Raw genomic sequence first — 13,718 nt, 5'->3', positions numbered from 1 at the left:
CAGCCCGCCCCGCACTTCCCGAAGGAGCCCCCTTGATGACCAGCACCTCCAGCACCTCGTCCGCCGATCTGTTCTCCCGCGCCCAGCAGGTGATCCCGTCGGGGGTGAACTCGCCGGTGCGTGCCTTCGGCTCCGTCGGCGGGACCCCGCCGTTCCTCACCTCCGCGAAGGGCGCCCTGCTGCAGGACGCCGACGGGCGCGAGTACGTGGACCTGGTCGGGTCGTGGGGGCCGATGATCCTCGGTCATGCCGAGGAGCGGGTCGTCGAGGCGGTCCGCGAGGCCGCGGGGCGTGGGCTGTCCTTCGGGGCCCCGCAGGCCGGTGAGGTCACGCTCGCCGAGGAGGTCATCTCCCGGGTCGGCCCCCTCGAGCAGCTGCGCCTGGTGAACTCCGGGACCGAGGCGACGATGAGCGCGCTGCGGCTGGCCCGCGCCGCGACCGGCCGCGATGTGATCGTGAAGTTCGCGGGCTGCTATCACGGGCACGTCGACGCCCTGCTGGCCGAAGCCGGCAGCGGGGTGGCGACCTTCGCGATGCCCGGCTCGGCCGGGGTGACCGCCGCGACCGCCCGCGACACCGTGGTGCTTCCCTACGGCGACCGGGACGCGGTGACGGCACTGTTCGCCGAGCGTGGTGGGGAGATCGCCGCCGTGATCACCGAGGCCGCGCCCGCCAACATGGGTGTCGTGCCGCCGCAGGAGGAGGACGGGATCGGCTTCAACCGCTTCCTGTCCGAGACGGCGCACGCCGAGGGGGCGCTGCTGATCAGCGATGAGGTGCTCACCGGCTTCCGCGCGAGCCGCGAGGGCTACTACGGGGTCGACGGGGAGGGCTGGGCACCGGACCTGATGACTTTCGGCAAGGTGATCGGTGGCGGTCTGCCGGTCGGGGCCTTCGGTGGCCGGAGGGATCTGATGGGTCTGCTGGCCCCGTCCGGCCCGGTCTATCAGGCAGGCACGCTGTCAGGGAATCCGCTGGCGACGGCGGCAGGCCTGGCCACCTTCGCCGGGCTCGACGAGACGGCGTACTCGCGGCTCGGTTCGACCTCGCGCGCGCTGCAGCAATTGGTGGCCGATGCGCTCACCGCGGCGGGGGTTCCGCACGTCGTCCAGACGGCGGGGACCCTGTTCTCCGTGTTCTTCCGTGAGCAGCCTGTGACGGGCTACGAGGACGCGAAGGCTCAGGACACCGAGGCCTTCACTCGCTTCTTCCACGCCATGCTCGAAGCGGGGGTTTACCTGCCGCCGTCGGCCTTCGAGGCCTGGTTCGTCTCGACCGCCCACACTCCGGAAGTCCTGGACCGGATCGCGTCGGCGCTGCCGGGCGCCGCGAGGGCCGCCGCCTCGGCGTGATCCGGGCGGTGCTCTCGCCCGGGCGGTGACCGGACGGCGACCGCTGCACGGTCGGATCCGGGCACCTGGCTCCGGCTGCCTGGTCAGTGCTCCGCGGCGGCGAGAGAGTCGCCTCGCGGGTGCCGCAGGTCCGCCTGTGTGCAGGTCCGGTACCCGCGTGGCGTGGCTCGTGCCGTGCGCAGCGATGGCCGGCTCCGTGTCGTGGCCGTCGCTCGCCGCGATGGAGTCATCGCCCTCCGCGCGGGGTCCCGATGTCCTGGGCTCCCCAACACTCTTCGTGTCACCTCGCGTCGTGTGGTCCCGTTCGGTCTCGCCGTCGGGCACCGCGTGCTCGGGGGTGGTGAAGGCTGTGGGGCCGACGGTGCGAGTGGTGCCGGTGCGGCTGGTCCATCTCACGCGATGGCCAGGACTGTCGAGATCCCGCGCGACGCTGCGGGTCTGGTTCTCCTTGTCGTTGCAGTACGCGCAGAGTCCCTGCCCGTTGTCCAGGCAGGTATGTCCTCCGGCCGAGTGCGGCCGGATGTGGTCGCTGTGCCAACTGGGCATTATTTAGCGGACGCAACAGGGCAGGCTGAACCTTGTTTCTGCCTATGAGGGTTCGGCTGGGTTCCTTTCAATGGTCTGTCGGGGCTCTCGATCAGTCACGTCATCGCCGGGCAGATCCAGATGCTGCATCGCCGCTGGCAGAGCCCCAGCCCCGCGCACGTCGACGAAGGCAGAATCTGCCCCCGTCTGGCCAGGCTTGATGCATCATTGTTGCAACGGATGCAATACTGGCGTCGTGGATCAGAACCGCCCTGGTGTATCTCCGCTTCGCGAGCTCCGCAACGTGCGTGCGCTGGACGAGCATCGCTTCGTGTTCGACGCGATGCTCTCCGGTTGGGCGGATCAGCAGAGCAGCCGAGGGCTCTCCGAGCGGACCATCGGGAGTAGGGAGCGAGTCGTCCGGTCTTTCGAGGAGTTCGCTGGCCGATACCCGTGGGAGTGGTCTCCTGGAGATCTTGAGGACTACACCACGCGCGTGATGTCGCGGACGCATCCGGCGGCTCGGTCCACGATCCGGGGCTACCACTCCATCATCCGTCTGTTCTGCGACTACCTCACCGACCCTCGCTACCAGTGGTCGGTGGATTGCGAGGAGCGGTTCGGAACGACGCCGCAGCAGGTCTGCCATGAGTGGAACACGCTCGCACATTTGCTCGGCTATGAAGGACGCGCACAGCGGCGCGCTCTGACCTACGACGAGCTCGAGACGTTCTTCTCCGCGGCCGACCAGCGAGTCGAAGTCATCCTCCGACGCGGTCGAAAGGGGGCCCTGGCGGCGCTGCGCGATTCCCAGATCTTCAAGACCATCTACGCATACGGGCTGCGTCGCGCCGAGGCGGTAAGGCTAGATGTAGCGGACCTGAGGCCCAACGGTGCGGCCCCGCGGTTCGGACGCTTCGGAGCCGTGGAGGTGCGCTGGGGGAAGGGAGCTCACGGATCGGGCCCAAGGCGCCGCTCGGTGCACACTTCCCGAACTCGACTGGATCACGGAAGGTCTGGCCCAATGGATCGACCAGGCTCGTCCCCGCTTCACTACCGAATCAACGGGCCCCCTGTGGCTGACCGAACGAGGGACTCGGGTCTCGTTGCGCTACATCGACCTTCGCTTCGCCCAGATCCGTGACGAAGCCGGGCTACCCGGGGAGCTCAGCGTGCACGCTCTACGCCACACCTACGTCACGAACCTCATCGAGTGGGGGTACGCCGAAAAGTTCGTGCAGGACCAGGTCGGACACGCCTACGCGTCCACCACCGCGATATACACCTCTGTCGGCGACGACTTCAAAAACCGCATGATCAGCCAAGCACTATCACGCATCTACGGAGGAAACCATGCCGACGACTCCCACACCTGACGCCCCGATCACCTGGAAGCTGCGCCAGATCATGGCTACCTCGGGGATGTTCAACACCACCGATCTGATCGACCCCCTACGAGACCAAGGCGTACAGCTCTCCCGCGAACAGATCTACCGCCTCGTGACCAAGACTCCCGAGCGATTGAACGTCGAAGTGCTCGCCGCACTCTGCCGAATCCTTGACTGCACTCCAAACGACCTCATCGAGATCCCCCAGGTCCAGGTCCAGCGACCACGCCGAGCAGCAGGAGCAGCGCAGCACACCGGGCCGACGATAGGCGATCTGCGCCCCGTCCGGCCTCGGCTGCACCGCCCAAACGAGTGAGTCGGCAGAAGGTCACGGTTCAGATCGGCTGTGACCGCTGTGCTCGAGAAGTCGCGGCCCGGTACGTGATCCTCGAGCAGCGCATCTGCAACGCCTGCTATTCCAGGCTTCGTCGGCACCCCGGTCGCTGCCCGAGTTGCGGCTACATCAAGGTTCTTGCCTTCTACGATCCATCTCGGCAGATCGTCTGTGCGGCCTGCGCTGGCGTACCGCCACGATTCGCATGTACTACCTGTGGGGGCGAGGAGCAGCTCACCGGTTCGCAGTGCGGCACCTGCCGGCTGACTGCTCGCCTCCGTGACGTGCTTGCGGACGGTCACGGTGGCGTTCACCGGGGCCTGACGTCGCTGTACGACCATCTCCTGACGGCTCGTGATCCACGCTCGGTCGTACGGTGGCTACGGCGGAACCCCATCGGAGAGACGCTGCGCGCAATGGCTACAGACCAAGCCCCGATCAGCCACACCACGCTCGACGCGTTACCCCCCTCGCCTCGAGTGCGCTACCTACGACGCATGCTCATCAGCGCCGGCACGCTACCCGCGATCGATGTTCGACTGAACGACCTCGAAAACTTCGCCGCCACGTTCATCGCTGACCTTCCTGCCGAACACGCGGCCATCGTCGGCCAGTACTTCAACTGGGAAGTGTTCCGTAAGCTCCGCCAGCGATCCTCGAAGCGGACTCTCTCGACCGGCGCTTACGACACACGCGCCACCGATCTGCGCAAGATCGCGAACTTCCTGTACTGGATAACCAACCACGGTCTTGACCTGCCCTCATTGAGTCAGGCCACGGTGGATCGGTACTTCGCCGGCCATAGCTCGCAAGCTGCCGTCGGAACGTTCCTGAACTGGGCAGTGCGCCGGGGATTAACCGGCCCAGTCACCGTGCCTCGTCGCACACCTACCATTCCCTCGACTACGGTTCCGGACGACACCCTCTGGAGCAAGGTTGACCTCCTCATCGAGGACGACAGCATCCCTCTAAGCAGCCGCATCATCGGCCTGCTCGCCCTCGTGTTCGCCCAACGGCTCTCCGACTGCGTCCGCTTGCACCTCTCCGACATCACGGCGCACGATGGAACCATTCGCATCGCCTTTGGTACGACTCCGCTCACGCTGCCCGAAGCCATCGCGGACCTGCTTAGCCGACATCTCGAGGAGCTGAGCGGTCACCGACCGTTCGTGGGGGATGCACCAGAATGGCTGTTCCCCGGAGCCACGCCCCAGCACCACACCAGCGAAGCCAACGTCGCCCTACATCTCGCCCGCCACCGGATCCAGATCCGGAAGGCCCAGCAGGCACGGATCGACCAACTCGTCCAACAGGTACCGGCCAGCATCGTCGCGGACACCCTCGGCATCAGCATCAACACTGCCATCAGGCACGCGGCTCGCACGAACGCGACCTGGGGTGCCTATCCGGAACTCCGAGCAACACCACCGCAGGATTAGTGCAGGGCCGAACGATGCCGTGCCCCGGGAATCTGGGGGGACTGATGCGCAGGTAGGTGTCACGTGATCTGTGGCGCTGAGGAGCGTTGCAGGGAAGGATGTGCACCATGCCTGCTCCCTACCCCCAGGAGTTCCGGGACGACGTCGTCCGCGTCGCGAGGAACCGTGAACCTGGTCAGAAGCTCGCCGTGATCGCGAAGGACTTCGGGATCTCCGAGTCGTGCCTGACGAACTGGATGCGTCAGGCTGACGTCGAAGACGGTGCCCGGCCCGGGAAAACTCGGGAGGAATCGACCGAGCTGCGCGATCTGCGTCGCCGGAACCGGCTGCTCGAGCAGGAGAACGAGGTCCTGCGCCGCGCGGCCGCCTACCTGTCCCAAGCGAACCTGCCGGGAAAAGGTTCTACCCGCTCGTGAGCGAGCTCGCCGCAGACGGCATTCCCGTCGCGGTGTCCCTGCGGGTCCTGAAGCTCTCCCGCCAGCCCTACTACCGCTGGTTGCACCAGCAGGTCACTGCAGCTGAGCTGACCGAGGCCTATCGAGCCAATGCCCTGCTGGATGCCCATCGCGACGATCCGGAGTTCGGCTACCGCTTCTTGGCCGGCGAAGCCGCAGCAGCAGGCGTAGAGATGTGTGAGCGCACGGCGTGGAGGATCTGCCGGGACAACCAATGGTGGTCCGTATTCGGGAAGAAGCGCGGCAAGAATGGAAAGCGGCCCGGTCCACCGGTCCACGATGACCTCGTGAAGCGCGAATTCACCGCCGACGACGCCAACGAACTCTGGCTCACCGACATCACCGAGCACTGGACCGACGAGGGGAAGCTCTATCTCTGCGCTATCAAGGACGTCTTCTCCGGCCGGATCGTGGGCTACTCCATGGACTCCCGAATGAAGGCTCGCCTCGCAGTGAACGCCCTGGGCAACGCGGTATCGCGGCGCCGAGATGCGGCTGGCTGCATCGTGCATTCCGACAGAGGTTCGCAGTTCAGAGCAAAGAAATTCGTCCATGCTCTGAACCGCCACCACCTCATCGGCTCGATGGGCCAGGTCGGTGCCGCCGGTGACAACGCCGCCATGGAGTCCTTCTTCGCCCTGCTCCAGAAGAACGTCCTGGACCGCAAGCGCTGGCAGACCAGAGAAGAGCTGCGGACCGCGATCATCACCTGGATCGAACGCACCTACCACCGCCGACGCCGGCAGGCCCGACTGGGTCGATTGACCCCCATCGAGTACGAGACCATCATGAACCCGACCGTCAGTCTGGCGGCCTAACCCCAGCTGACACCTGATCGCGCATCAGTCCCCTGTGCGTCGTGCGCCTTGATGAGGGCGGGGGACATAGCGAGTGGGTTGTAGTGGTCGGCGAGGGAGCGGTCCGGGTACTGGGCCCTTGCCTCGAGAATGCCTTTGCCTGCTTCGATGATCTGCTGCCGTACACGATCAGTGGGGTTCGGGAGTGGCAGGTTGCTCCAGACGACTGTGGCAGAGAATCGCAAGTCCGACTTGATGCGGCCTCCTGTGGCGCGTTGCGAGGCGGCGCACTCCGGAACGGGCAGCGCCGTCCCTTCGTTTCGCTTCTCGTCGATACCAGGCATCGACAGACCCTGGTTAGGTCTGCGGGCCCGCGCGATCCTGAACTACGTAAGCAATACACACACGTAGACAGTTCGCAGAGGAGAAGAAGATGTCGGATCTGGCTGGAAAGGTCGCGGTGGTTACAGGATCGGCCCGCGGCGTCGGCAAGGCGATCGCCCAGAGGTACGCACGCCTGGGCGCGAGCGTCGTCGTCAACTACTCGAGCGACGAGCAGAACGCGCGCCGCACCGTCGAGGAGATCGAAGCGGCCGGGGGCGACGCGATCGCCGTGCAGGCGGACATCGCGACGCCGGCGGAGATCGACAGGCTGTTCGCAACCGCGGTCGAGACGTATGGAAGCCTCGACATCGTCGTGGCCAATGCCGGTGTCGAGATCGTCGATGAACCGGTTCTCGACGCGACGGAGGAGCAGTTCGACCGGCTGTTCGCGATCAACTCCAAGGGCGCGTTCTTCACGCTGCAGAAGGCGGCGAAACTGCTGACAGACGGCGGCCGGCTCATCAACATCGGCTCGAGTTCGACGGTGAGCCCCGTACCCGGCACCGGTCTGTACTCGTCGAGCAAGACCGCCTCGCGCCAGCTCGTACGGGTGCTCGCCCTCGAACTGGGCCCGCGGAACATCACGGTCAACACGATCCTCCCGACGGTGATCGCCGGGGCGGGTGTGTTCACACAGGTCACCGAGGACGACGAGTTCCATCAGGTCAACGCCGGGATGCGGCCGCTCGGCGGGCGACCCGGCACTCCGGAGGATGTCGCCGACGCCGCCGAGTACTTGGCCGGCGACCTCGCCGCCTGGGTCAGCGGACAGGCGCTGCTCGTCAGCGGCGGCGCCGTCCAATAGCATCCGCGAGAACCTTGGTCGAGTCGAGAGTCAGGAGCGAGAAGATGGCACGCAAGAAGGTCGATATCAGCATCCCGGATCTGTCGGGTACGCGCGCCGTGGTCACCGGCGCGAGCGACGGGATGGGCCTGGGCATCGCCACCCGCCTGGCCCGTGCCGGCGCCCAGGTGATCATGCCGGTCCGCAATCTCCGCAAGGGAGACACCGCGATGGCGAAGATCGTGCAGGCCGTTCCAGGGGCCGACGTGTCGCTGCGCGACCTCGATCTCTCGTCACTGGCCTCCGTCGCCGCCCTCGGCGAGACCCTGCGTGATGAGGGTGCGCCGATTCACATCCTCATCAACAACGCCGGTGTGATGACCCCGCCCGAACGGCAGGAGACCGCCGACGGACTCGAGCTGCAGTTCGGCTCGAACCACCTCGGGCACTTCGCGCTCGTGGCGCACCTGCTGCCGCTCCTCAAGGAGGGGCGTGCACGGGTGACCTCGCAGATCAGTGTCGCGGCGAATCAGAACTCCATCAACTGGGACGATCTGAACTGGGAGCGGTCGTACAACGGTGCTCGTGCGTACAGCCAGTCGAAGATCGCGTTCGGACTGTTCGGGCTCGAGCTGGATCGACGCAGCAGGGCCAACGGCTGGGGCATCAGCAGCAACCTGTCGCATCCTGGAGTGGCTCCGACCAATCTGCTGGCAGCTCGCCCGGAACTCGGCCGTTCTCGCGAGACGCCACGCCGCAGGCTCATCCGCAAGCTATCCGAGCGCGGCATCCTGTTCGGCACTGTCGAGACGGCGGGCATGCCCGCCCTCACGGCGGCGACCGATCCGGCGGCGAAGCCGGGCGCGCTGTACGGGCCGAGCGGCCCGGGCCATCTCGGAGGGGCACCGGCCGAGCAGAGACTGTACTCGCGTCTGCGCGGAGCCGAAGATGCCAAGCGCATCTGGGATGTCTCGGAGCGTCTGGCCGGGGTTGAGTTCCCGGCGTCCTGACGCGGGACGGGGCTCGGGTTGGCGCGGACGCCCCCCGGAAAGCAGGATGATGCGCCGCCCGGCACCCGGCCTGGCGGCGCATCATCCTGCCCGCTTGACGAACTACATATCACTCCGCCGCGTGCGGGTCGCTCGCGTTCAGGGTCTTGACGACCTCGGCGTAGTCGCCGCGCGCCTCGCCGTATCGCAGGAACTTCACACGCTCGACCTGCACCTCGGTCACGTCGGGCTCGTCGCGCAGGATCGAGATGACCTCGTCGGCGAACGCGTCGAGCGGCATCGCGAACGAGCTCTCGCTCTGACCTGGCATCAGGTCGGTCGCCACCGACGGCGGCTCCAGCTCCACGATCCGCACCGAGGTGTGGGCGAGTTGCAGTCTGAGCGACTCGCTGAGCATGTGGATCGCGGCCTTCGTGGCGTTGTACGTCGGGGTCACCCGCAGGGGTGCGAACGCAAGCCCTGACGAGACCGTCATGATCGTCGCATCCTCGCGAGTCTGCAGGTGCTCGATGAACGCTCCGATGAGTCTGATCGGGCCGAGCAGGTTCGTCGTGACGGTCTCTTCCGCCGTCGAGACGAAACCGGACGGACGGGTCCAGTCCTCGATGCGCATGATGCCCGCCATCGCCACAAGAACGTTCAGGTCGGGGTGACGCTCGATGACCTCTGATGCTGCGGACGCGATGGATGCGGCATCCGTCGTGTCGATCACGACCGTGTCGATCCCCGGATGCCGGGCGGCGATCTCGGCCAGCAGCTCGCGGCGACGTCCGCCGACGATGACCGTGTTACCCGCATCGTGCAGTCGTTCGGCGAGAGCGAGGCCGATGCCGCTCGTCGCGCCCGGGATGAAGATGGTGTTTCCGTTGATTCGCATGTTCAGAGTCTCCGCCGCGCAGGAGAGCCCTACCAGGGACCGCTTATCGAGGGATCGTCGATCCCTGGATGCCGTCTCGCAGTGCGTGCATCATGGAGGCATGGATCGTGAAGCCCTGGCCGAGTTCCTCCGCCGTCGTCGCGGTGAACTGCAACCCGGCGATGTCGGCCTCACATCAGGACCGCGACGCCGAGCGCCGGGTTTGAGACGTGAAGAGGTCGCGCAGCTCGCCCTCATGTCGACCGAATACTACACGCGCCTCGAACAGCAACGCGGACCGCAGCCGAGCACTCAGATTCTCTCATCGCTCGCCCGGGCATTACGGCTCACGGCCGACGAGCGCGACTATCTCTACCGCACGGCGGGGCACGCCGTCCCCGATCGCCTGGGGGCCACCGGGCACGTCGCACCGGCGCTGCACCGCGTCTTCGATCGGCTCTCCGACACACCTGCGTTGATCATCTCCGCCCTCGGGGAGACCCTGTTGCAGAACAGACTCGCTGCGGCGCTGCTCGGCAATAACGCTGGCGCGACAGGGTGGGAGAGGTATGAGTCGTGGCGATGGTTCGTCCACCCGGAAACGGGCCGGCAGCACTATCCGCAGAGCGATCACGCTCGACACAGTCGGACCCTCGTCGCCGGTCTGCGCGCAGCGTACGGTGCGATGGGAACCTCATCGCGGGCCGCCGAGCTGGTCTCGGAGCTGCACGGGAGCAGTGCGGAGTTCGTCGAACTCTGGGAGCAGCACGAGGTCGCCCAGCGCTTCGCCGACCACAAGGTGATCATCCACCCCGAGGTGGGGTCGATCGAGGTCGACTGCCAAGCGCTGTTCACCGAGGACTGGTCGCAGGCGCTCCTGGTTCTCACCGCCGAACCGCACAGCGAGGACGAGGAGAAGATCAGGCTGCTCGGCGTGCTGGGGGTTCAGCGGTTCTCCGCCTCGCGACAGTGACGAGCCGTCAGAATCAGACGCTGACCGGGTCAGTGTGAGCCTGGTACAGCCTGTGCCTGTATCTGGCGCTCGCCCGAGCGCAGAGTTGTCACCATGACGAACAACATCAACACCACTCCCGTCGGCCTGCTCGCCGGCAAGGTCATTCTCATCACCGGCGCGAGCCGCGGCATCGGCGCGGCCGCAGTACGCCTCTTCGCCGCTGAGGGCGCCTCGGTCGTCCTCGCCGCTCGTGGCACGGAAGCCCTCGACCGCATCGCCGATGAGATCCGCGAAACCGGCGGCACTGCGGACGCCCTCGCCCTCGATCTCGCCGACCCGTCGAGCATCCGCGCCGTCGTCGGCAGTGTCGAGAAGCTGCACGGACGCCTCGACGGAGCGTTCAACAACGGTGCAGCCCCTCAGCAGCAGTTCGGTCCGGCCGACACCACGACCGACCACGACATCGACGAGCAGTTCACCGTGAACTTCCGCGCGCACTGGATCGCCATGAACGCCGAAGCCGCTCTCATGCGCAGCAACGGCGGCGGCGCCATCGTCAACACGTCGAGCATCGGTAGCCGCCGAGCGAGCCCGGCACTGCCCGCCTACGGCGCCATGAAGCGCGCCCTGAACAGCCTGACCGAGACGGCAGCCGTGAGCTGGGCGGCCGGCGGCATCCGGGTCAACGCCATCACCCCGGGCGCCACGGCCACCGAGATGATGGACATATGGGAGGAGGCGGCGCCCGGAACCCTCGCGGCTACTGCCGCTTCCGTGCCCCTGGGCCGGCTCGGCGAGCCGCGTGAGATCGCCGAGGTCGCCGCCTGGTTACTCAGCGACCGCGCCTCGTATGTCACTGGCGCGATCGTGCCCGTCGACGGCGGCGCCGGGGCCTGAATCCGATCGCGAGATGCGCGAGCGGTATGCAGCCGAGAGCCTCGCCCACGGCGGCCGTCCTCTCGGATGTCTGGATCTGTGCGGCCGATGAGGGCTGGTGAGGCGCGAGATGCTGGCGGTGAGGTTCACAATCGGATACTGGCCTTCCTGACCGAGGGCACGCTCGAGGAATGGTTCTCCCCCAGCAAGCTCAGGGCTGAGCAGAAGGCGCCACTGCCCGCGGAGCTCGAGGAGGCCTCTACCGCGATCGCCGGATAGCTCGTCACCCGCCCCGTCAGCCTGAACGTAGTCCGAGGATCTTTTGATCCTTTTTGATGTGGGCGCTGCCCTTTATACTTTTTGTATGCCACGCAACCTATTCAAGCCGTCGTTCGGCACCTACCCACACCTCCTTGTCGGCCGCGACCAGCTGATCGACGAGTTCGAGGACACCTTCGACGGGATCCTAGACCCTGCTGGCCTAACGGTCCTCCTGTCCGGACAGCGCGGGATGGGCAAGACCGTGCTGCTCGACGCCTACCGACGAGCGGCCGAGGGCGCCGGATGGCTGGTCATCACCGAGAGCTCGAGCAGCGGACTCCTGGAGCGCCTTACTCATGACCATCTGCCGCGCCTGCTCCAGGAGCACTCCAGCAAGCCGCCGGCACAGCTCGGGTCCGCGAGCGGAACGATCGGCCCCCTCGGGGGCAGCGCCTCGTGGACCGAGCGCTACCCCGCAGAGTCGACGCTCCGATCGCAGATCACCGAGCTCACCGACGCTCTCCAGGCCGACGGGAAAGGCCTCGTCATCACCATCGACGAGGTCCAGGCCGCTGACATCGAAGATCTCCGCAAGCTCGGCGAGATCATCCAGTACGGCCGCCGAGAGGAACGTCTGCTCGCCTTCGCAGCGGCGGGACTCTCCACTCCCATCGAAGAGCTGCTCGACCACCCAGGGGCGACGTTCCTGCGCCGCGCCGAACACCACCCCATCGGCCGCGTGAGCCGCGCAGAGGTCCGAGCCGCACTTGCGGGGACGATCGCCGACAGCGGGCACGAGATCGACGTCCACGGGCTCGACCTGGCGGCCGATGCCGTCGACGGGTATCCCTTCATGATCCAGCTCGTGGGCTACCACACCCTCAAGGCCCACACGACCGCTGGCCCGATTACTACCGAGGACGTCGACACTGGAATCGCCGCTGCACGACGCCGCCTCGGCCGGCACGTCCACACCCCCGCCCTGCGTCCGCTATCGAGCGTCGACCGCACCTACCTGCTCGCCATGGCCCAAGACGACGGCCCTTCCCGCACAGGGAAGATCGCCGAGCGGATGGGCGTGAGCGCCCAGTACGCCGGCGAGTACCGCCGACGCCTCATCCGCGACGGCATCATCGAGTCGGCCGGCCACGGACAAGTCCGCTTCACCATCCCCTACACCGCGGACCATCTGCGCGAGCATGCCGCTCACAATGCACTCGAGGGCCTCGTCGACGAGGACACGTGATCCCTCCCTGCCATCGGAGAATGTCTTCCCGGTCGCGGTAGGACAGAACTTCCGCAGTCAGCCCACCCGCTCCAGAACAGGAACCGCAACATGTCCATGACTCACACTGAAGCGCCCTGGGTTCCGTTCCGTGGTTAGACGGTCGCGGGCGCGGTCGTCGTGGGGTGAGTGTAGGACGCTTCGACTTCGGCCGGGGTGCGATAGTCGAGTGCTTCGTGCAGGCGCTTCGTGTTCCACCAGGTGACCCAGTCCAGAGTGGCGATCTCGACGGCGGTCGCTGAGGGCCAGGTGCGGCGTCGGTGGATGAGCTCGGCTTTGTAGAGGCCGTTGACGGTCTCAGCCAGGGCGTTGTCGTAGCTGTCTCCGACGGATCCGACCGAGGCCTGGACTCCGGCGGTGATCAGCGCATCGGAGTAGGCCAGCGAGACGTAGTTGCTGCCCCTATCGCTGTGATGGATCAGCCCAGTCCGAGACGCTTCTGCCGGGGAGGTCTGGAGGGCCTGCTCGAGAGCCTGCAGTGGCAGTGCCTCAGTGCGGAGGCTGGTGGCCACTGCCCAGCCGACGATCCTTCGCGTGAAAACGTCCGTGATGAACGCGGTGTAGCAGAACCCGGACGGGATCCGGACGTAGGTGATGTCAGCGACCCAGAGCTGATTCGGTCCGGCAGCCGTGAAGTTCCGCTCGACCAGATCAGGACGACGGTCCAGGCCACCAGCAGGGCTCGTCGTGAACACCTTTCGACCACGGCGTATCCCGCACAGACCAGCAGCTTTCATCAGCCGAGCGGTCTGGTCGCGGCCGACTTCCCATCCGGCACGGCGCATCGCGTGATGCATCTTCCGATACCCGTAGACGCCGTAGTTCTCGGCATGAATCCGACGGATCTCTTCGACGAGCACCTCGTCACGGACCGCTCTGGCCGATGCCGGGCGCTGCTTCGCGGCACGGTATCCGCGAGAGGTGAGGAACCCACGTTCCGTCGCGCCCAGGACGCGGCAGATGGCCTCGACCCCGAAGTGATCGCGATGCCTATCGATGAAGGCGATCATTTCGTCG

Annotated in this window: 14 protein-coding genes and 1 pseudogene; 11 read left to right on the top strand and 4 right to left on the bottom strand. The window is 66.5% G+C overall.

Annotated features, from left to right (window positions below; translation table 11 throughout):
• Positions 1–35: 35 nt before the first annotated feature.
• A complete protein-coding gene (gene hemL / locus JOF43_RS14210; RefSeq protein WP_209903355.1) occupies positions 36–1,352 on the top strand; it encodes a glutamate-1-semialdehyde 2,1-aminomutase in 1,317 nt (438 codons plus the stop codon).
• A gap of 450 nt (positions 1,353–1,802) precedes the next feature.
• Here hemL and JOF43_RS23015 read toward each other — a convergent pair.
• A pseudogene (locus JOF43_RS23015) lies at positions 1,803–1,898 on the bottom strand (HNH endonuclease); the annotation flags it as partial.
• Positions 1,899–2,770: 872 nt separating this feature from the next.
• On the opposite strand from JOF43_RS23015, the gene JOF43_RS23190 reads away from it, so the two are divergent.
• From JOF43_RS23190 to JOF43_RS14185, 4 genes are all read left to right on the top strand, one after another.
• Entirely contained in the window at positions 2,771–3,253 is a 483-nt protein-coding gene (locus JOF43_RS23190) for a tyrosine-type recombinase/integrase (protein WP_342592047.1), read from the top strand.
• Positions 3,231–3,581: a helix-turn-helix domain-containing protein gene (locus JOF43_RS14195; RefSeq protein WP_209897632.1), complete on the top strand. Its 351-nt coding sequence runs from the start codon at positions 3,231–3,233 to the stop codon at positions 3,579–3,581. Before JOF43_RS23190 ends, JOF43_RS14195 begins: the two co-directional genes overlap by 23 nt.
• A gap of 515 nt (positions 3,582–4,096) precedes the next feature.
• Positions 4,097–5,038 (top strand): site-specific integrase, encoded by a 942-nt coding sequence (locus JOF43_RS14190; protein WP_209897634.1) that lies wholly within the window; start codon positions 4,097–4,099, stop codon positions 5,036–5,038.
• A gap of 107 nt (positions 5,039–5,145) precedes the next feature.
• Positions 5,146–6,311 (top strand): IS3 family transposase gene (locus JOF43_RS14185; protein WP_245353964.1). Its coding sequence is split into 2 segments (ribosomal slippage): positions 5,146–5,430 and positions 5,433–6,311, totalling 1,164 coding nucleotides; the frame shifts between segments, so codons are not numbered across the junction.
• Here JOF43_RS14185 and JOF43_RS23185 read toward each other — a convergent pair.
• A complete protein-coding gene (locus JOF43_RS23185; protein WP_342592048.1) occupies positions 6,308–6,634 on the bottom strand; it encodes a type IIL restriction-modification enzyme MmeI in 327 nt (108 codons plus the stop codon). The genes JOF43_RS14185 and JOF43_RS23185 overlap by 4 nt on opposite strands.
• Before the next feature lie 89 nt (positions 6,635–6,723).
• On the opposite strand from JOF43_RS23185, the gene JOF43_RS14180 reads away from it, so the two are divergent.
• Positions 6,724–7,479, top strand: coding sequence for an SDR family NAD(P)-dependent oxidoreductase (locus tag JOF43_RS14180; RefSeq protein ID WP_209897636.1), 756 nt, complete (start codon positions 6,724–6,726; stop codon positions 7,477–7,479).
• A gap of 44 nt (positions 7,480–7,523) precedes the next feature.
• Entirely contained in the window at positions 7,524–8,468 is a 945-nt protein-coding gene (locus JOF43_RS14175) for an SDR family oxidoreductase (RefSeq protein ID WP_209897638.1), read from the top strand.
• Between the two features lie 109 nt (positions 8,469–8,577).
• On the opposite strand, the gene JOF43_RS14170 is transcribed toward JOF43_RS14175, so the two are convergent.
• Positions 8,578–9,345 (bottom strand): SDR family oxidoreductase, encoded by a 768-nt coding sequence (locus JOF43_RS14170; RefSeq protein WP_209897641.1) that lies wholly within the window; start codon positions 9,343–9,345, stop codon positions 8,578–8,580.
• Between the two features lie 100 nt (positions 9,346–9,445).
• Here JOF43_RS14170 and JOF43_RS14165 point away from each other — a divergent pair, with 100 nt between their 5' ends.
• The 4 genes from JOF43_RS14165 (at position 9,446) to JOF43_RS14150 (ending at position 12,662) form a co-directional block, all read left to right on the top strand.
• On the top strand, positions 9,446–10,297 hold the full coding sequence (locus JOF43_RS14165; RefSeq protein ID WP_209897643.1) for a helix-turn-helix transcriptional regulator: 852 nt from the start codon (positions 9,446–9,448) through the stop codon (positions 10,295–10,297).
• Between the two features lie 93 nt (positions 10,298–10,390).
• The gene (locus tag JOF43_RS14160) at positions 10,391–11,176 is read left to right on the top strand and encodes an SDR family NAD(P)-dependent oxidoreductase (protein ID WP_209897645.1); all 786 of its coding nucleotides are present in this window, start codon (positions 10,391–10,393) and stop codon (positions 11,174–11,176) included.
• An 87-nt stretch (positions 11,177–11,263) separates the two neighbouring features.
• Positions 11,264–11,434: a hypothetical protein gene (locus tag JOF43_RS14155; RefSeq protein WP_209897647.1), complete on the top strand. Its 171-nt coding sequence runs from the start codon at positions 11,264–11,266 to the stop codon at positions 11,432–11,434.
• Positions 11,435–11,519: 85 nt separating this feature from the next.
• Complete coding sequence (locus tag JOF43_RS14150) at positions 11,520–12,662, top strand: AAA family ATPase (RefSeq protein WP_209897649.1); 1,143 nt, start codon at positions 11,520–11,522, stop codon at positions 12,660–12,662.
• A gap of 134 nt (positions 12,663–12,796) precedes the next feature.
• Here the strand turns inward: JOF43_RS14150 and JOF43_RS14145 are convergent.
• On the bottom strand, positions 12,797–13,718 hold a 922-nt coding region (locus JOF43_RS14145), incomplete at its 5' end, for an IS3 family transposase (protein ID WP_209903353.1).

Source organism: Brachybacterium sacelli (genome assembly GCF_017876545.1).
GTDB classification, from domain to species: Bacteria; Actinomycetota; Actinomycetes; order Actinomycetales; family Dermabacteraceae; genus Brachybacterium; species Brachybacterium sacelli.
This window is presented reverse-complemented; position numbering and strand designations above follow the sequence as displayed.